At 73.0% G+C, this 18,089-nt stretch carries 13 protein-coding genes and 1 pseudogene; 9 read left to right on the top strand and 5 right to left on the bottom strand.

Annotated features, from left to right (window positions below):
• The first annotated feature begins 13 nt into the window (after nucleotides 1-13).
• The 4 genes from ACFY0D_RS38275 (at nucleotide 14) to ACFY0D_RS38260 (ending at nucleotide 3,505) form a co-directional block, all read left to right on the top strand.
• Nucleotides 14-958: a hypothetical protein gene (locus tag ACFY0D_RS38275; RefSeq protein WP_390802496.1), complete on the top strand. Its 945-nt coding sequence runs from the start codon at nucleotides 14-16 to the stop codon at nucleotides 956-958.
• Between the two features lie 19 nt (nucleotides 959-977).
• Nucleotides 978-1,601 (top strand): hypothetical protein, encoded by a 624-nt coding sequence (locus ACFY0D_RS38270; protein WP_390802508.1) that lies wholly within the window; start codon nucleotides 978-980, stop codon nucleotides 1,599-1,601.
• Complete coding sequence (locus ACFY0D_RS38265; RefSeq protein WP_390802495.1) at nucleotides 1,582-2,415, top strand: inositol monophosphatase family protein; 834 nt, start codon at nucleotides 1,582-1,584, stop codon at nucleotides 2,413-2,415. Before ACFY0D_RS38270 ends, ACFY0D_RS38265 begins: the two co-directional genes overlap by 20 nt.
• A 316-nt stretch (nucleotides 2,416-2,731) precedes the next feature.
• Nucleotides 2,732-3,505, top strand: a complete 774-nt coding sequence (locus ACFY0D_RS38260) for a maleylpyruvate isomerase family mycothiol-dependent enzyme (RefSeq protein WP_390802494.1) — start codon at nucleotides 2,732-2,734, stop codon at nucleotides 3,503-3,505.
• Nucleotides 3,506-3,587: 82 nt separating this feature from the next.
• Here the strand turns inward: ACFY0D_RS38260 and ACFY0D_RS38255 are convergent.
• Nucleotides 3,588-3,933: pseudogene (locus ACFY0D_RS38255) on the bottom strand (IS630 family transposase); the annotation flags it as partial.
• 79 nt (nucleotides 3,934-4,012) lie between these two features.
• Nucleotides 4,013-5,203 carry an SLC13 family permease gene (locus ACFY0D_RS38250; protein ID WP_390802493.1) on the bottom strand — a complete coding sequence of 397 codons (1,191 nt, stop codon included), beginning with the start codon at nucleotides 5,201-5,203 and terminating at the stop codon, nucleotides 4,013-4,015.
• 168 nt (nucleotides 5,204-5,371) lie between these two features.
• Between ACFY0D_RS38250 and ACFY0D_RS38245 the strand changes: the two genes are divergently transcribed.
• Nucleotides 5,372-11,224 carry a TIR domain-containing protein gene (locus ACFY0D_RS38245; protein WP_390802492.1) on the top strand — a complete coding sequence of 1,951 codons (5,853 nt, stop codon included), beginning with the start codon at nucleotides 5,372-5,374 and terminating at the stop codon, nucleotides 11,222-11,224.
• Between the two features lie 32 nt (nucleotides 11,225-11,256).
• Complete coding sequence (locus tag ACFY0D_RS38240; RefSeq protein WP_390802491.1) at nucleotides 11,257-12,174, top strand: aminoglycoside phosphotransferase family protein; 918 nt, start codon at nucleotides 11,257-11,259, stop codon at nucleotides 12,172-12,174.
• 20 nt (nucleotides 12,175-12,194) lie between these two features.
• On the opposite strand, the gene ACFY0D_RS38235 is transcribed toward ACFY0D_RS38240, so the two are convergent.
• Nucleotides 12,195-12,785 (bottom strand): isochorismatase family protein, encoded by a 591-nt coding sequence (locus ACFY0D_RS38235; RefSeq protein ID WP_351159283.1) that lies wholly within the window; start codon nucleotides 12,783-12,785, stop codon nucleotides 12,195-12,197.
• Between the two features lie 167 nt (nucleotides 12,786-12,952).
• Here ACFY0D_RS38235 and ACFY0D_RS38230 point away from each other — a divergent pair, with 167 nt between their 5' ends.
• Nucleotides 12,953-13,939, top strand: a complete 987-nt coding sequence (locus ACFY0D_RS38230; protein ID WP_390802490.1) for a GlxA family transcriptional regulator — start codon at nucleotides 12,953-12,955, stop codon at nucleotides 13,937-13,939.
• A 251-nt stretch (nucleotides 13,940-14,190) separates the two neighbouring features.
• Here ACFY0D_RS38230 and ACFY0D_RS38225 read toward each other — a convergent pair whose 3' ends face one another.
• Together ACFY0D_RS38225 and ACFY0D_RS38220 are read right to left on the bottom strand one after the other, a co-directional pair.
• The gene (locus tag ACFY0D_RS38225; protein ID WP_390802489.1) at nucleotides 14,191-14,949 is read right to left on the bottom strand and encodes an anti-sigma factor domain-containing protein; all 759 of its coding nucleotides are present in this window, start codon (nucleotides 14,947-14,949) and stop codon (nucleotides 14,191-14,193) included.
• Complete coding sequence (locus ACFY0D_RS38220; RefSeq protein WP_301372762.1) at nucleotides 14,946-15,530, bottom strand: sigma-70 family RNA polymerase sigma factor; 585 nt, start codon at nucleotides 15,528-15,530, stop codon at nucleotides 14,946-14,948. Before ACFY0D_RS38220 ends, ACFY0D_RS38225 begins: the two co-directional genes overlap by 4 nt.
• A 221-nt stretch (nucleotides 15,531-15,751) precedes the next feature.
• Here ACFY0D_RS38220 and ACFY0D_RS38215 point away from each other — a divergent pair, with 221 nt between their 5' ends.
• Together ACFY0D_RS38215 and ACFY0D_RS38210 are read left to right on the top strand one after the other, a co-directional pair.
• Nucleotides 15,752-16,390 carry a fasciclin domain-containing protein gene (locus tag ACFY0D_RS38215; protein ID WP_390802488.1) on the top strand — a complete coding sequence of 213 codons (639 nt, stop codon included), beginning with the start codon at nucleotides 15,752-15,754 and terminating at the stop codon, nucleotides 16,388-16,390.
• 108 nt (nucleotides 16,391-16,498) lie between these two features.
• Entirely contained in the window at nucleotides 16,499-18,070 is a 1,572-nt protein-coding gene (locus tag ACFY0D_RS38210; RefSeq protein WP_390802487.1) for an SDR family oxidoreductase, read from the top strand.
• Nucleotides 18,071-18,089: the final 19 nt, after the last annotated feature.

The raw sequence follows: 18,089 nt of genomic DNA, 5'->3' as shown, positions 1-18,089 counted from the left end.
GGGGGGTGCGTTCATGGCAGCGCACGTAGGGCGGCTGGAACGCTTCGTTGCCTGGGTGCTGCGGAACGCCGACGTCGTGGTCGCCCTGGGCATCGCGATGGCGGTCGGACTCCTCGACATCTTCGGCGACGTCATCAGTGACGACGTCTCCTCGGGTGCCACCCTCGTCGTGCTCGGCCTCCTCGCGACCGGTTCGATCGTGGAGCGGGTCCGCCGGCCCGCGAGCATCCAGGAGGCGATGAGCGGGACCCGGCAGGCCCTGGAAGACCTCGCGATGGTGCGTTCGCTCTCGGGCAACGAGGTCGGCGAGGCCCTGCGCAAGGCCCGCCAGCACACCAACCTCTGGTACTTCAAGGGCGGTACGGGCACCTACCTGCGGGCGGTCACACTGCCCCTGTGCGTGGCCGCCGCGAAGGAACAGCGCTCGCAGCTCAACGTGAAGATCGACATCGTCAATCCGGCCGACGAGCGGGCCTGCGCCGCGTACGCCCGGTTCCGGCAGATGTTCGGCGGGCAGCGTCGCGGAGACGACGTGTGGACCACCGACCGGGTCCGCCGGGAGTCGTACGCGACCGTCCTCGCCGCCTGCTGGTACCAGCGGCAGCTGACCACGCTGGAGATCAGCGTGCACCTGTCGGCCGCCGTCCCGACCCTGCGTTTCGACCTGTCGGAGACCTGCCTCATCATCACCCAGGACGACCAGTCCCGGGTGAACCTGCTGGTGGAGCGCGGGCAACCGCTCTACGACTACTACGTGACCGAGTTGCACCAGAGCCGCGAGCAGGCGACCGCGCTCGATCTGCGCGTCGCCTCCCCGCTCGGCCAGGAACCCACCGTCGACGAGGTGCGGACGCTCTTCGACGACCTGCGGCTGCCCTTGCCGCGCGTCTTCACCGACAGCGACATCGGCAAGATCATCGAAAAGGCCCTGCACGCGGAGGACCCCTACAGGAGGTGATGCGCTCCGGCGCGTGCCCATGGACCGCGAGCTCGAAAGCACTCTCGTCACCCTGGAGGAGATCGCCTCCGGGACCCGGGAGTTACATGCTGTCCGTCATCCGCTCGGATTCCTCTGCCTGCCACTGCTGAGACAGGGTCCGCGCGGAATCTGCGTGCATCTCTTCGAGATCGGCAACCGCGCCGATCCGGACGCGTCACCGATGCACGCCCACAGCTGGGAACTGCGCAGCCGGGTGCTGTACGGGCGGGTGGCCAACGTGCCCGTACGGACGAGCGTGGTGCGGGACGGCGAGGAAGGCGCCACCCACCGGGTCTTCGAGGTGTTCAGCGGGAGCGACGGCGTGGACGAGATCCGGCCGACCTCGCTCCTGGTACGGAGCGAGCCCGGACCCGCCCACATCAGCGCGGGCGGGGAGACGTACACCCTGCCGGCCGGGGAGTTCCACGCCACCGCACTGGAGGGCGTGGAACCCGCGGCCACCCTGGTGCACGGCATGTCGGTCCCCGGGCAGCTCGACCTCTCGCTCGGCCCGCTCGACGGCCGGCCGCGCCGCACGACCCGCCGGCTGTGCGACACCGCGCAGACCGTGCGCAGCGTCCACACCGTCCTCAGGAGGATCGATGCCGAGCAGCGGGCCTGATTTCGACCACGAGAGGCAGGTCGCCGTCGCCGCGGCGGAGGAGGCGGGCGGCCTGCTGCGCAGGCGTTTCGGCACGGCGCGGTGCGTGCGGACGAAGGGCGGGTCCGGGGACGTGCAGGTGGATCTCGACCTCGCCGCCGAGAAGCTCGTGCTCAGCCGGATACAGCGCCACTTCCCGCACGACCGGATCCTGTCCGAGGAGGCCGGGCTCCTCGACGCGGCGGGCGAACGGACCTGGCTGGTCGACCCGCTGGACGGCAGCAACAACGTCGTCATCGGGCTGCCCACCTATGCGGTGGGGATCGGGCTGTGCCTGGGCGGTACGCCTGTGATGGGAGTGGTGCACGAGCCGGTCACAGGGGAGACCTGGCACGCGGTCAGGGGGTACGGAGCCCACGGGCCGTCCGGCGCGCTGCCCGGCCCCGGCCCCACCCTGCCGCGCCCCGGCCCCGTCGTCGCCTGGACACAGGGGTACGCCGTGGAACGGGGCGACGTGACGGCGGTGGCCCTGCGCGCGGTGCTGGAGCTGCGCTGCCGGCGCGTCCTGCAGCTGTGGGCGCCGCTGCTCGGCTGGAGCCTGCTGGCGCGCGGCACCATCGACGCCTTCGTCGGCTACCGGGCCGAGGGCGTGGACCTGCCGACCGGGGCACTGCTCGCGGCCGAGGCGGGCGTGGAACTGCGCACGCTGTCCGGGGCGGCGTTCAGACCCGGCTTCGCCGGGGCCGACACCGGGCGCAGCTTCGTGGCGGCACGTGGCGAGACCCTCGCGTACCTCCTGGACGAGGTGGGGTCCATCACCCCGAGCGTTCTCTAGTGCTGTGACCGGCAAGGTTCACCGGGTTGCGACGCCCGGTACGGCACCTCGCCGCGTTGTCGGACCGCGCATCGCCTACGACCGCTGATCAGGACTTCGGACGTACTCATCTCGCTCTCGTTTCACTCCTCTGGCGCTGGCGCCGCCGGGCCGCACACCACTCAAGCCGCTGACATCGGCCAGGGGTTCGGATTGCTGGGCGAGCAATGCGCGGAGTTTCAGGACGGCTTCGGCGCCGGCGCTCCGCCCGGCCGTCGACGCGTTCGTCCGACAAATTCGCTACCTGGCGGCCGGAGCACCGTGATACACAACCGAGGTGCAAAACATTTTGGAGTTCCCCGAGGTCCTGCGGCTGATCGAAGACCGCTCGGCCGCGTTCCGCGCCGCGATCGCGTCCGCCCCCGACCTTGACGTCCAGGTCCCGACCTGCCCTGACTGGACGCTGCGCGAACTGGCGCAGCACCTCGGCGACGGCCGCCGCCGCCAGGCCGCCATCGTCGCGGCGGGCCCGGGCGCTGAGCCCCCGGCGAGGACGGACCCGAAGGGCGCCCCGACCGCGCCCCGCGACCGCGAAGCCCTGGACGCCTGGCTCGCCGAGTCGACCGAGCTCATGCTCGACGCGATGCGGGAGGCCGGCCCGGACCGCGGCTGCTGGACCTGGTGGGGCCGCTCGCAGGCCCCGGAGACCAGCGGAGCCGTGGCCCGGCACCAGATCCAGGAGATCGCCGTCCACACCTACGACGTCCAGCTCGTTCAGGGGGCCGCACAGCCGCTGCCGACGGACGTCGCGGTCGAGGGCGTCGACGAGTTCCTGACGACCGTCGCGGCGACGACCGTCCCCTGGCCCTTCAAGCCGGCGACCATCGACCTGCACGCGACCGAGGGCCGCTCCTGGCGCCTGACCCTCGACGCCGACGGCGTCCGCTCCGACGACCTCGCCGCCGACGCGGAGCCGGGCGACATGGGGATGCGAGGCGCAGCGAGCGAACTGGTCCTCTACTTCTACGATCGCCTCCCGCTCGACGGCCTGGAGACCACCGGCGACACCGAGCCGATGGAGCAGCTCGCAGACTGGGACCCGAACGCGTAAAACGCGCACTTGTGACGCATCTGTCGGTTGTGTGCGCGCTCCTGCGGGCGCCACTGGGCCCCGGGTTGCGGACATCGCGCGGCGGGATTGCCGCGCGGATCGAACGGAGTGCGGCGAGGGTGTTCGCGGTGCCCTTCCGGCGGCGGTTGATGCCCTTCAGGGTGTCGTCGCCGATCGAGTAGCAGCCGTGGAAGCAGGTCACGCCGTGGGTGCGCTTGCAGGTCGCCGGGAGCCGGTCGGGCCGCCCTGCTCGGCCCGGCTGCAGCCCGCGGTGGGGCGGATGCCGAGCGGGCCGAACGCGTCGAACGCGAATGTCCGGTCGAGTTTGGCGTGGTCGTCGGGGCCGTGGACTCCTTCCAGGTCTTGGTGCGTCGGAAGGTGACGCCGCGTCGGGCGAGCAGTCTGCGGATGGACCAGCGGGTGAAGGGCCCGTCGGATGTCCGTCTCATCCAACCGGCTCCGGCTCCGGCCCCGCCGTCAACCCGGTACACGTTCCCGGTCAGAGCACTAGGTCGTGGCCGCCAGCGCCAGGGTCGCCGCCAGCGTGCCCGCCACCGCCAGCACGAAGCCCGTACCGAAGAAGCGGCCCAGGTCGATCCGGGTGCCGTGCCAGCGGCACCGCTCGAACCACAGGAGGGTGGCCAGCGAGGCCCACGGCGTGATGACCGGCCCCACGTTGACGCCGATCAGCTGGGCGAGCAGCTGCTCGTGATTGGCCACCGGAATGGCCGCCTCGCCCGCCAGATACGCCGGGAGGTTGTTCAGCACGTTCGAGAAGCCCGCCCCGACCGCCGCCGACCTCAGCATGCCGACGACGCCGTTGTCGGAGCCCATCGCCGCCGCGAGGATCTCGTGCAGCCCGTGGGCGTTGACCGTCTCCACGACCAGGAACATCCCCGGGACCAGGACGAGGAGCCGCCAGGGGATCAGGGAGAGGCGCAGCGTTTCCCGGCTGCGCACCCAGAAGGCCACGACCACGATCAGCGCGGCCGCCATGGACGCCGACCACAGCGGCACGTCGGCGAGCAGGATCGCCAGCAGGAATCCGGCGCACGCCACCGCGCTCACCCGGAACAGGACCCGGTCCGCGGGGCGCGGCAGGGACGGCGGGGTGTAGCGGGTCTCGCCGCGGCGCCCCGGGCGCCAGTAGAAGCCCCACAGGCAGGCCATCGTGACCGCGATGGCGGCCAGCTGCGGCGCCCACATGGTGGCGGCCATCTCCGACGGGGTCAGCGCGATCCGGTCCGCGGCCAGCAGGTTCGTCAGGTTCGACACGGGAAGCAGCAGGCTGGCCGTGTTCGCCAGCCACACCGTGGTCATCGCCAGCGGTACGGGCGCGATACCGACCCGGGTCGCCAGCGCCAGCATCACCGGGGTCAGCAGGACCGCCGTCGTGTCCAGGTTGAGGGTGATGGTGGTGACGGACGCGAACAGCACGCACAGACAGAAGAGGAAGGGGTACCGGCCACGCCCCGCCCGGGCCACCCAGGTGGCGACGACGTCGAAGACCTCCGCCTTGCCGGTCAGCTCGGCGAGGACGATGACGGTGGCCAGGAACACCACCAGCGGACCGATGCGCTCCAGCACGTCCGCGGCGGGTCCGGTGGGCAGCAGGCCCGTGGCGACGCACAGCGCACCGAGTGCGAGCAGGCCGCCGGCCAGCCAGTCCAGGGGATGCAGACGCCTGAGGAGAGACACGGCGAACAGGTTCGCACATACACACGCCCCGGCATCAGACGGGGCGGAAGGAATCGGACAGGCCCGCCCGGGCGGGATCTGCGGCGGGGTGTCCGGCGGCCCGCCGGAGATCGCCCCGTCCTTGACGGGACAAACCCGCCGCCGGGGGCCCGGCCCTACGATGGACTCATGATGACGGACGGGCAATTCGGCGCTCCCGCAAGAGAGTTCGACTTCTTCATCAGTTACTCCCCGGCAGACGAACAATGGGCCGCATGGATCGCCTGGACCCTGGAGGAAGCCGGTTACCGCACGGTGGTGCAGGCCTGGGACTTCGTACCGGGGACCAACTTCATAGACTTCATGGACCGGGGGGTCAGCGAGTCCGTGGCGGTCATCGCCGTACTGTCCCGCCACTACGAGCGTTCCACCTACGGTCGCATGGAATGGCAGGCCGCGCTCCGGGCCTCGCCCGAGTCGCCCGAACGGAGGCTGCTGACCGTCCGGGTGGACGAGATCCCGATCGAGGGACTCCTCGCCACCATCACCTACGTCGACCTCGTCGGAGTGGCGGACATCGACGCGGCCCGCTCCCTGCTGCTGAACCGGGTCGGGCAGGCCGTCGACGGCCATGCCCGGCCGGGTCGCCGTCCCGGCTATCCGGGGAGCGGACCGGGACCCGTCCGCCACCCGGAGCAGCCCAATCCGGGCCGGCCGCAGCCGAGCGCGCTCGCCGGCCCCGGCTGGCCGGGGCGCCGGCGGCCGGCCAGGGCGCCGCTCTACCCGCAGGCCGCCGCGGCCGGCCACAGCGCCCAGGACACCGTCACCGTCCTGCACCTGGCCGGGCCCGACTTCGGGCGCGGCCGCGAACCCGACTCGCTCAGCCGGCAGATCCGCGGCGACCTCATCATGCTCAGGGACGCGGGGGCACCCGCGCCCGATCTGATGGTGGTCACCGGAGACCTCACCGCCTCCGGCAGCCCGCGCGAATGCGACCAGGCCCTCAGCTTCCTCACCGCCCTGCGGTCCCAGCTCGACCTGTCCCCCCAGCGGGTGATGGTGGTACCGGGCGCGCAGGACGTGAACCAGGCCGCCTCCCAGGCCTACTTCCACACCTGCGAGGCCGACGAGGTGGCACCGCAGCCGCCGTACTGGCCCAAGTGGCGTCACTACACCCGGCTGTTCCGCGGCCTCTACCAAGGCCTGGACACCGTCTTCGACAGCGATCAGCCCTGGACCCTCTTCCCCGTGCCCGAACTGAGCACGGTCGTCGCCGGATTCAACTCCTCCATGGCCTACAGCCACCGTCCCGAGGAGCAGTACGGCTTCATCGGCCGCGACCAGGCCGCCTGGTTCGCCGAGGCCATGCGCCGGTACGAGGAGGAGGGCTGGCTGCGCATCGGCGCGCTCCGCCACCCGCTCACCGACGGCCGCCGCCCCGGTGACGCGGTCGGCGGCCCCGGCGCGCTGCGGGACGCCGACACCTTCGCCCGGCTGGCCGCCCCGCGGCTGCACCTGCTGCTGCACGGGCCGACCGGAGGCCCGCGCACCACCACCTCCGCGCCCAGCCGCACCCAGCTCGCCGGGACGTCCGGGACGTCCGGGGCTTCCGGGGGCGCCGGTGAGCTGCCCCTGTTCGGCTCCGCGGCCCCCGCCCGGTTCCAGCTGCTCCAGGTCGGCGCCGAGGGCGTGACCCGCTGGGACGACCGGATCACCTCCGCGTCCGAGACCTTCCCCGCCGCGTGGCGGCAGACCCGCCGGGTCTTCCCCGTACCGGAACTGCCCGCCGTCATCGAGGTCGAGCGGGCCGGCGGCCGGGCCCCCCTGGACGACCCGGCCGCCTCGCTCGCCGAACGGGTGAAGGAGATCTGCCGCGTGCGCCGGGAGGGCGTACGGCTGCGCGACGTCCCGCGCCGTGAACCGGGCGACATGGTGCAGATCATGGCCACCTGGCAGGAGCAGGAGGACGGCGTCGTCCAGCAGCAGCGCATAGCCGTCCACCCCGGAAGCCCCACCGAGGAGGAACTCGACCGCTTCATCGCCCAGGTGCACGCGACCGACACCGGCTCCGAGGCCGTCCTGGTGTACGCGGGCGACGCCCCGGCCGGCGGGCTGCGCCGCCGGGCCGCCGCCCACGGCGTCCGGGTCCGGGTCCGCAGCTTCATCGAGTTCCAGGGCCTGCTCGACCTCCGCGGCTACGTCGCCGCGCAGACGGCCCGGCTCAGCAGCAGCGAGCAGTACGCCCCCGGCCTCTACCTCCCCCAGCGCTACCGCGACGCCGACCGCCCCGACGGCCGGGAACACGATGGACTCGTCGAGGAGCTGCTGGAACTCCTGGAGTCCGATCACGGCCGGTTCGTCCTGCTCCTCGGCGACTTCGGACACGGCAAGACCTTCGCCCTGCGCGAGCTCGCCCGGCGCATCTCCGAACAGCTCCCGCACCTGACCCCGCTGCTGATCCCGCTCAATTCCCTCGACCGGGCGCACAGCCTCGAAGGCCTGGTCGCCGCCCACCTGGCCGGCCACGACGTCGACACCATCGACCTGCGGGCCCTGCGCTACATGCTCGCCCAGGGCCGCGTCGTCCTGCTCTTCGACGGCTTCGACGAACTGGTCAACCGGGTCAGCTACGACCGGGCCGCCGACCACCTCCAGGTCCTCCTCGACGCCGCCGTCGACCACGCCAAGATCGTCGTCAGCAGCCGCACCCAGCACTTCAAGTCGCACGCCCAGGTGCTCACCGCGCTCGGCGAACGCGTCGGCCTGCTCCCGCAGCGCAGGATCCTGGCCGTCGAGGGCTTCACCCCCGCCCAGATCCGCTCCTACCTCGTACGCAGCTACGGCGACGAGCCCGCGGCCGACCGCCGCTACCAGCTCCTGCGCAACATCCCCGACCTGCTGATGCTCTGCCGCAACCCCCGGCTGCTCTCCTTCGTCGCCGATCTGAGCCAGGACCAGCTGCGCGCGGTCGCCGGAGCGGGCCGGGCGCTCAGCCCCGCCCGGCTGTACGAGGACGTGTTCACCTCCTGGCTCGACCACGAGGAACGGCGCGGCCAGGGCGGGCCCGGTGCGCCGCCCGGGCTCACCATCGACCAGCTGTGGGCCGCGGTCACCGCGCTGGCCTGGCGGCTGTGGGAGAGCGGCCGCAGCGCCCTGCGGCTCGACGAGCTCACCGAGACCGTGGCCGGCACCCTCAGCGAACTCACCGAGTCCCCGCTCACCCCCTCCGAGCGCGCCCAGGCGGTCGGCGCGGGCAGCCTGCTGGTCCGCAGCGACGACGGGGTCTTCCAGTTCATCCACGGCTCCGTCATCGAATGGCTGGTGGCGCGGGAGGCCGCACGCCAGCTCGCCCGCGGACAGCACACCCTGCTCCTCGCGCGCCCGCTCAGCCAGCTCGCCGTCGAATTCTTCTGCGACCTCGCCGACCACGAGCAGTGCGCCCGCTGGGTGCGCGACGTCCTCGACTCCCCGGGGCGCGCGGTCAGCGAGGCCGCCCGCGCCAACGCCGTGCGGATCTCCGACCGGCTCCGGGTACCGGCCAACGCCGACCTGCGCGGCGCCCGGCTGGCCGGTGAGGACCTCTCGCACCGCGACTTCTCCGGGGTCGACCTCACCGACGCCGATCTGACGGACGCCCGGCTGATCGGCGCCAACCTCTCCGGCGCGCTGCTGCGGGGCACCCGGCTGACCGGCGCCCGCCTCGACCGGGCCGACCTGAGCCGGGCCGACCTGACCGGCGCGAACCTCAGCCGGGCCCGGCTGACCCGGACCGATCTGCGGGGCGCCCTGCTGACCGGCAGCCGCTGGCACCGGGCCGCGCTCATCGACGTGACGATGGACGACGCGGTGCGGTCGGCCCCCGAGCTCGGGACCGCCGCGATCGCCCCCGGGATGCCCGTGGACGCCGGGTTCCGGCCCTCCGCCGTCGGGGTCCCGTACGGCTTCGGCATGCGCACCAGCCGCCTCCCCGAACCCATCGCGTACAGCAGCGACGGCGAACTCCTCGCGGTCGGCAGCGAGGACGGCTCCATCCTGGTCTGCGGCGCCGACGACGGCCGGGCCGTGCGCACCCTCCAGGGGCACGAAGGGCGCGTGTACGCCGTGAAGTTCCGGCCGGACGTCATCGCCACCGGTGGCTCCGACGGCGCCGTGCGGCTCTGGGACCCGGTGACCGGGGCGTGCCGGCACCACCTGCGGGTGCACCCCGACGGCGTGTGGCCGGTCTCCTTCGACGCCGACGGCACCCTGCTCGCGACCGGCGACCGCGAGGGCCTGGTCACGGTCTGGGACACGGCCACCGGCGAGCCCGTGCACCGGATGCCGGGTCACACCGCGCCCGTCTACACCGCGGTCTACGGACCGGACGGCCTGCTGCTCACCGGGGACGCGAGCGCGAAGGTGCGGCTCTGGGACCTGAACACCGGGCACTGCGTCCGGGAGATCGACGGCCACCAGGGGGCCGTCTACCGTGCCCGGTTCAGCCCCGACGGGACCCTCTTCGCCACCGCCGACCGGGGCGCGCCCGGGCAGGGCGGCACGGTGCGGATCTGGCGGACGGCCGACGCGCGGCTGCTGCACGAGTTCACCGGACACACCGGCCGGGTGTACGTCCTCGACTTCCACCCCGACGGCAACCTCCTCGCCAGCGGCGACACCGACGGCCAGGTGCGGCTGTGGGACCCGGTGGTCGGCACCCCCGCCGGAATCCTCGAACGGGGTACCGGAGCCGTCTACCAGGTGCTCTTCGGCGACCACGGGAAGCTCCTCGCCGCCTGCGACAGCAACGGCGCGGTCCGGCTGTGGACGGTCACCGGGCGCCCCCACGGCTACACGGTCGCCCTCCATCCCCAGCAGCCGACCGAGCACCGCGGCACGGCCTGGGCGTGCGCCTTCCGGCCCGGCGACAGCCAGCTGCTCACCGTCGGCAACGACGGCGGCGCACAGATCTGGGACGCGGCCACCGGCCAGGGCAAGCGCATCCTGCGCGGCCACGGCCGCCGGATCAGCGGTGTCGCCTTCAGCGCGGACGGCACGCAGCTGGCCACGGCCGGGAACGACGGGGTCGTACGGCTGTGGGAGACGCGCACGGGCCGGCGTACGGAAGAGCTCACCGGGCGCGGCGACCGGCTGGTCTCGGCGGCCTTCAGTCCCCTCGAAGCCATCCTCGCCACGGCCAGCAACGACGGCGACATGTACCTCTGGGACCCGGTCGGCGGCGAATACCTGAGGGAGCTCGACGCCGAGACCGAGCACGTCTGGGCGGAGGCCTTCAACGCCGACGGGACCCTGCTCGCCACCGCCAACGACGACGATTCCGTCCGCGTCTGGTTCCGCCCCACGGGTTCCCCCGTGTCGACACTGGCCGAGCACCGGGGCCGGGTCCGCTCGATCGCCTTCCGCTCGGACGCCGACGTACTGGCCACCGGCTGTGACGACAGTTTCGTACGGGTGTGGGACGCCAGGAGCGGAGGTCTCCTGGAGCAGCTCGGCGGGCATGCCGACCGGGTGTACGGCGTCGCGTACGGCCCGGGGAGCGCCTGGCTCGCCAGCGCGAGCTGGGACGGTACGGCCATCGTCTGGCGGGACGGGCAGGCGGACCGGCGCCTGCGCGGACGCGGCGGCAGGCTGTGGGCGGTAGCGGCCCACCCGAGCCGCCCGCTGCTCGCCACCGGCGGCGACGACCGGGCCGTCGGCCTGTGGGACGCGGCGACGGGCGACCACCTCACCGACCTTGTCGGCCACAACGGCCGGGTGCTCACGCTCGCCTTCTCCCCGGACGGCACGACCCTGGCGAGCGGCGCCGAGGACGGCACCGTACGGCTCTGGAACGTCCCGGCGGACGGGGAACCGCCGTCCCTGCGCGCCACGCTGATGGGCATGACGGGCGGCTGGGCGGCGCTGACACCGGCCGGCGGGTACAAGTACGAGGGTGATGTTGCCGGTGAGTTCTGGCACGTCGTGGGCATGTCCCGGTTCACCCCGGGGGAGCTCGACGAGTACCTGCCGGGCATTCACCGGCTACCGCTCGGCGAGGAACTCTGACGCCCTGACGGGCTCCGCTACGGTTGGTCCGCATGACGCACACCGAAACAGAGGTCACCGCGGAGCTGGTCCGGGACCTGTTACGCGACCAGCACCCCGATCTGGCGGACCGCCCCGTGCGGTTCGGCGCCCGGGGCTGGGACAACCAGCTGTGGCGGCTCGGGGAGGACCTCGCCGTCCGGCTGCCCTGGGCGACACCGTCCGCAGACGCGCTGCTGCGCAAGGAGCACGCCTGGCTGCCCGCCCTCGCCCCGGTCCTGCCTCTGCCCGTGCCCGTCCCGCAGCGCATCGGCGAGCCCTCCGAGCGGTTCCCGCGCCCCTGGATCGTCACCACCTGGGTCCCCGGCGAGCCCGCCGACCGCGCCCCGGCCACGAACGCCGCCGACGCGGCCGAAGGGCTGGCCGCCTTCCTGACGGCTCTTCACCGGCCCGCCCCCGACGGGGCACCCGTCGGCAACTACGGCCGCGGGGGGCCGCTGGCGGCCATCGCCGACGGGTTCGCCGAGGGGCTGGCCGCGGCCACCGAGCTCGGGCTGATCCCCGACCCGGAGGCCGTCCGCGCGGTCTGGGAGGACGCCGTCGCCGCGCCCGTCTGGGCGGGCCCGGCGCTGTGGCTCCACGGCGACCTCCATCCGGCCAACGTCCTCACCGCCGACGGCTCCTTCTGCGGTGTGATCGACTTCGGTGATCTCTGCGCGGGCGATCCGGCCTGCGACCTCTCCGCCCCCTGGATCCTGCTGCCGGACGGCGCCACCGACCGCTTCCATGCCGCCTACCGGCCGACCCCGGACGAGGCGACGGTGCGCCGCGCCCGCGGCTGGGCCGTACAGCGCGCCCTCGGCGGCATCCTCATCGGCGAGGCCGGCGTCCGTGGCCGCCCGGGAGGCAAGCCCACCTGGGGCCCACCCGCCCAGGCCGCACTGCGACGCCTCGTGGCGACGGCGGGCTGACCGGCCCGGCCGCCGCCGGCTCAGCCGAGGGAGGACACGGACGGGACGACGACCCCGTAGAGATCGGCGATCGTGGCGAGCGCGGCGTGGTGGAGCTGCTCGGCGGACACCTCGGCGACCGCCGTCCGCAGCGGCCGGGTCGCGCAGGCGTCCGCGACGACCGTGGGCCGGTTGCCCCGCAGGAACGCGCCTTCCGCGGTGAAGGTCACGCACATGTGGGTCATGAACCCGGCGAGGATGACGTCCTTGTGGCCGGCGGCGTCCACGTGGTCGCCGAGGTCCGTGTCGACGAACCCGTTGGGGACCGTCTTGACGACCACGGGTTCGCCTTCGACGGGGGCCACCCGAGGGTGGATCCGGCCGATCTCGGCCCGGATGTCGTACGGGCTTCCCTCCCCGCCGTCGTTGATCACGTGGATGACCTTCGCCCCGGCCTCACGGGCCCGGGCGAGCAGCGCGGCGGCGGCGTCGAGGGCGGCCTCCCATCCCGTCAGCTCCATCACGCCCCGGGTGTAGGTGTTCTGGCAGTCGATCAGGATCAGCGTCGCTCCGGCCGGCGACGCCGGGCTCTGATCGAGGCCGCTCAGATCGCGCAGGGTCGTCTTGGACATGGAAATACCCTCCTGGGGTGTCACGTCGAGAGGTGCCGGCCGCAGAGCGGCGGCCGTGCTCTCCACGCTATGACCCACCCCGAATGTCGGCAATGTCATCCAACCCGCAGAAACCGACATACGGTGGGTCCTGGCACGGCCGTCGTCGCACCGAACGGAGACCCCCCTTGAGCACCGTCGGACGGTTCATCGTCGTCGTCCTCTTCGACGGCGTCGACCTCCTGGACGTCACCGGACCGCCGGAGGTGTTCGCCCTGCTGCAGCGGGAGCTGGGCGAGGCGTCGGGATACCGCGTGGCCCTGGCCGCGGAGACCATGGACCCCGTCACCACCTCCGCCGGGGTCCGGATCCTCCCCGACACCACCTTCCAGGAGGTGGCGGGGCGGAGCATCGACACCCTGCTGGTGCCCGGTTCGGTGGAGGTCGACGGCCGGGGCCGGGTCCGCGCCCTCGCCGACCCCGCCGTGGTCGACCGGGTGCGGACCCTCGCCGCCACGGCCCGGCGCGTCGCTTCCGTGTGCGTGGGCGCGCACATCCTCGCCGGCGCCGGGCTGCTGGACGGCAGACGGGCCACCACCCACTGGTCGACCGCCCGCCAACTCGCCGACGAGCACCCCTCGATCGAGGTCGACGCCGATCCGATCTTCATCCGGGACCGGGACGTGTGGACGGGCGCCGGGATCAGCGCCTGCCTCGACCTCTCGCTCGCCCTCGTCGCCGACGACTTCGGCGAGGCCGTCGCCCTGCGCGTCGCCCGGCAGCTGGTGATGTACCTGAAACGGCCCGGCGGGCAGAGCCAGTTCAGCGTCCCGCTCGAACCGGTGTCGACGACCCGCCGCATCGAGGACCTCCGCCACCACATCATGCGGAACATCGCCGAGGAGCTCACCGTCGCCGACCTCGCCGAACAGGCGCACGTCGGCGAACGGCAGCTCACCCGGATCTTCAAGACGGAACTGGGGACGACCCCGGCCGCCTACATCGAATCGGCCCGCGTCGAAGTGGCCCGGAACCGGCTGGAGTCCACGGACGACACCCTCGAACGCGTCGCGACCGTCTGCGGCTTCAACACGACCGACACCCTCGTCCGTGCCTTCCGCCGCAAGCTCGACACGACGCCGACGGAGTACCGCAACCGCTTCCGGGCAACCTAGGCCGTGTCCGCAAAGTCCCGCCTGCCGCGCGACGCCTGGCACGGCGCCTCATCCCCCGGACTCCGTCCGGGGGGACCCCCAGGTGGTCGGGCGCGCCCGAGTACGTCCCGTACACGGGCGGCCCTCCGCCCGGGGGCACCTCCCAGCGGTAGCTGGGGGAGATGCAACGGCGCCAGACGCTGCGGGGCCCGCCTTCGGGCGGCCGGCGCTACTGTGCGGACACGGCCTACGCCGTCTGACCGGCGCCCGGCTCAGACCGTCGGGAAGGACAGCAGGGCCACCGGAGCCGAGGTCGGCTGAGCCGAGCCGCCGGCCGGTTCGACGGTGACGCCCATCCCCGACGCCGCGTTGACCGGGCCGTCGAGCAGGGTGGCCGTCGCCGGGGTGCCGGTGTCCATCAGCCCCGCCGAACGCATCTTCCCGCCGCCGTCGTTGTACCAGAGCTGGTACACCTTGCCGCCGGGCGGCGCCGGCATGCCGGAAGCCGCGAAGACCGCCTGGTTGCGGGAGGCCGAGACGACCACCGTGCCCACCGCTCCGCCCCGCAGCGGCGCCGTGGCCACCCGGGCGTCGGCGGCCGCGAGCACCGCGCCGACCGCGTCGTTCGTGAGACGGGCCTGCTGCGCCTGCTGCCGGGCGTCCTCGGCCTGTTCGTACTGCGACACCGCGACACCGCCGAGCGCCACGGCCGCCGCGATGCAGGCCGCCAGGGCCCAGTTCGACACCGGCCGCCAGCGGGGCCGTACGTGGCCGCCGCGTCCGGACTTCACCGTCGCGGGGCCTTCCTGGCGTACCGTCGCGATCTGTCGCATCACCGCGTCCCGCAGCGCGGGACTCGGCGGCGCGGCCACGGCGAGCCCGAGGCGCGTGACGGTCTCGGAGAACTCCCGGACCTCCTGCGAGCAGGACACGCAGTCGGCGAGGTGCCGCTCGACGGCGGTCCGTTCGTCCGGTTCCAGGGCGTCGAGCACGTACGCGCCCGTCAACGTGTGCGGATCCGCGGTGTTCACACGCCCACCCCCAGGCAGTCACGAAGCCGGATGAGCCCGTCGCGCAGCCGTGTCTTCACCGTACCCAACGGCAGGGCCAGCAACTCGGCGACCTCCCGGTGGGTCAGGCCACGGTAGTACGCCAGGGTGACCGACTGCCGCTGCAGTTCGCTGAGCCCGTTCAGACAACGCCGTACCTGCTCGCGCTCCAGCCGGCTCTCCACCTGCTCCACCACCTCGTCGTAGGCCGTGGTGTGGTCCAGCAGCGCCGCCCGCTTCTCACGGTTGGTCGACGCCTGCGCGGAACGCACCCGGTCGACGGCCCGGCGGTGGGCCAGGGTCAGCACCCAGTTCATCACCGAGCCCCGCGAGGGCTGGTAGCGGGCGGCGGTCCGCCAGAGCTCGACCAGTACTTCCTGGGCGACCTCCTCGGACTGGGCCGGGTCCCGCAGCACGGTCCGTACGAGGCCCAGCACGGGACCCGACACCGCCTCGAAGACGGCCGTGAACGCCTGCTGGTCACCGCGGGCCACCCGGCCCATCAGTTCCGGCAGGTCGGGAGCGGCCGACGGATGCCGGCCTATGCGCACGTTCTCTCTCACCGGGGAGGTCCTCCAGGAGTACTCGGTTGCACAGCTCATTCGGAGCCGAGGGGCAGGTGGATGGGTCGCGGCGGACAGGGCCTTCGGCAGCCCCGGAACACGACCCGACAGCTTGTGCGGGTCGCCATCCGTTCGGGTGAGGGGGCCATCCGGATGAGGGCCGGTGCCGAATAGGCGGCGTGTCTCACCGATGGGTGAGCCCCGTAGACGCAGGAGAGACCATGAGCATTCACACCTTCCGCCGTGCCGCCCTCGCCGTGACCGCCGCAGTGCTGCTTCCGCTGGCACTGTCCGCCTGTTCGGAGGAGAGTACGAGCAATCAGGGGGCCGCCGCGCCCGACGCGGTCTCTTCACCCCAGCCGATCGGCGAGATCGACGCGGGCGCGGGCGGTCCGTTCGGCCAGGCCTGCGCCTCGGTGCCCAAGAGCGGCGCGGGCTCCTTCGACGGTATGGCGCAGGACCCGGTGGCCACCGCCGCCTCGAACAACCCGGCGCTGTCGACCCTGGTCTCGGCCGTGAAGAAGGCCGGTCTGGTGGACACGCTGAACAATGCCCAGGACATCACGGTGTTCGCGCCGACCAACGACGCGTTCGCGAAGATCCCGAAGGCGGACCTGGACAAGGTCCTGGCGGACAAGGCGACCCTGACCAAGATCCTCACGTACCACGTGGTGGGCGAGAGGCTCACCCCGCAGCAACTGGGGAGCGGCTCCTTCCAGACCCTCCAGAAGGGAATGATCACCACCAAGGGCTCGGGCACCGCCTACCAGGTGAACAACTCCTCCAAGGTGGTCTGCGGCAACGTCCCCACCGCCAATGCCACCGTCTACATCGTCGACACGGTCCTCATGCCGAAGTAGGCGCGCTCCGGACGATCAGCTCGTGGGCGGCGGTCCGTGCATCCAGCCGGACCGTGCCCCCGGAAGAACTCCGGGGAAGCACCCGCGACACCCGATCGGAGCAACTCCATGACGGATGCACAAGGACCCTCGGCCCCGGGCACACGGTGCCTGGTCACCGGAGCCACCGGCTACATCGGCGGCCGGCTCGTCCCCGAGCTCATCACCGCGGGCCACCGGGTGCGCTGCCTCGCCCGCACCCCGGAGAAACTGCGCGACCACCCCTGGGCCGGGCAGGCGGAGATCGTCCGCGGCGACGTCACCGACGCCGCGTCGCTCGCCCCCGCCCTGCGGGACGTGGACGTCGCCTACTACCTCGTGCACGCCCTCGGCACCGGGCGCGACTTCGAGCACACCGACCGCCTCGCCGCACGGAACTTCGCCGAGCAGGCCCGCGCCGCCGGCGTCCGCCGCATCGTCTACCTGGGCGGACTCACCCCGAGCGGAGTTCCCGACCGGGACCTCTCGCCCCATCTGCGCTCCCGCGCCGAGGTCGGGCGCATCCTCCTGGACTCCGGGGTCCCCACCACGGTGCTGCGCGCCGCCGTCATCATCGGCTCCGGCTCGGCCTCCTTCGAGATGCTCCGCTACCTCACCGAGCGGCTGCCCGTCATGGTCACCCCCAGCTGGGTGCGCACCCGTATCCAGCCCATCGCCGTCCGCGACGTCCTGCGCTACCTGGTCGGCAGCGCCCGCATGCCGGCCGACGTCAGCCGCGCCTTCGACATCGGCGGCCCCGACGTCCTGACCTACCTCGACATGATGCAGCGCTACGCCCGGGTCGACGGGCTGCCCCAGCGGCTCATCCTGCCCGTACCGGTCCTCACCCCGCGGCTCTCCAGCCACTGGGTCGGCCTGGTCACCCCGGTGCCCCGCGCCATCGCCCGCCCCCTCGCGGAGTCCCTCAAGTACGAGGTCGTCTGCGACGAGCACGACATCGCGACCTGGGTGCCCGACCCGCCCGGCACCCCCCTCGACTTCGACACGGCCCTCACCTACGCCCTCCAGAAGGTCCGCGACGCCCAGGTCCTCACCCGCTGGTCCTCCGCCTCCGTGCCCGGCGCGCCGAGCGACCCGCTGCCCACCGACCCCGACTGGGCCGGCGGCAGCCTCTACTCCGATGTGCGCGAACGCACCGTCGAAGCCTCGCCGCAGGCCCTGTGGCGGGTCGTGGAGGGGATCGGCGGGGAGAACGGCTGGTACTCCTTCCCGCTCGCCTGGGCCGTCCGCGGCTGGTTCGACCGGCTCGTCGGGGGCGTCGGACTGCGCCGGGGCCGCCGGGACGCCGCACACCTGCGGGTCGGCGACTCCCTGGACTTCTGGCGGGTCGAGGAGATCGAACGCGGCCGGCTGCTCAGGCTCCGCGCCGAGATGCGGCTGCCCGGCCTCGCCTGGCTGGAGATGTACGCCGAGCACGACGGGGACGGCCGCACCCGGTACCGGCAGCGGGCGCTTTTCCATCCGCGCGGCCTGGCCGGTCACCTGTACTGGTGGAGCGTCTCGCCGTTCCACGCCGTGGTCTTCGGGGGCATGGCCCGCAACATCGCGCGCACGGCGGAGGCGGGCGAGGACCGCGGCCCGGCCGGATCCGCCGGATCCCCCGCGTCCGCTGCATCCGCCGCGGCCGCCCGCGCCGAATGACGGGCAAGGCCAGCCCAGC

This window comes from Streptomyces sp. NPDC001502, assembly GCF_042894785.1.
In the GTDB taxonomy this organism is placed as follows: domain Bacteria; phylum Actinomycetota; class Actinomycetes; order Streptomycetales; family Streptomycetaceae; genus Streptomyces; species Streptomyces kutzneri.
This window is presented reverse-complemented; position numbering and strand designations above follow the sequence as displayed.

Excerpts from the sequence above, each read along its gene's own strand:
- ACFY0D_RS38210 (WP_390802487.1), top strand. The coding sequence starts at position 16,499 with ATGACGGATGCACAAGGACCCTCGGCCCCGGGCACACGGTGCCTGGTC.
- ACFY0D_RS38245 (WP_390802492.1), top strand. The coding sequence starts at position 5,372 with ATGATGACGGACGGGCAATTCGGCGCTCCCGCAAGAGAGTTCGACTTC.
- ACFY0D_RS38275 (WP_390802496.1), top strand. The coding sequence starts at position 14 with ATGGCAGCGCACGTAGGGCGGCTGGAACGCTTCGTTGCCTGGGTGCTG.
- ACFY0D_RS38265 (WP_390802495.1), top strand. The coding sequence starts at position 1,582 with ATGCCGAGCAGCGGGCCTGATTTCGACCACGAGAGGCAGGTCGCCGTC.
- ACFY0D_RS38235 (WP_351159283.1), bottom strand. The coding sequence starts at position 12,785 with ATGTCCAAGACGACCCTGCGCGATCTGAGCGGCCTCGATCAGAGCCCG.
- ACFY0D_RS38270 (WP_390802508.1), top strand. The coding sequence starts at position 978 with ATGGACCGCGAGCTCGAAAGCACTCTCGTCACCCTGGAGGAGATCGCC.
- ACFY0D_RS38215 (WP_390802488.1), top strand. The coding sequence starts at position 15,752 with ATGAGCATTCACACCTTCCGCCGTGCCGCCCTCGCCGTGACCGCCGCA.
- ACFY0D_RS38240 (WP_390802491.1), top strand. The coding sequence starts at position 11,257 with ATGACGCACACCGAAACAGAGGTCACCGCGGAGCTGGTCCGGGACCTG.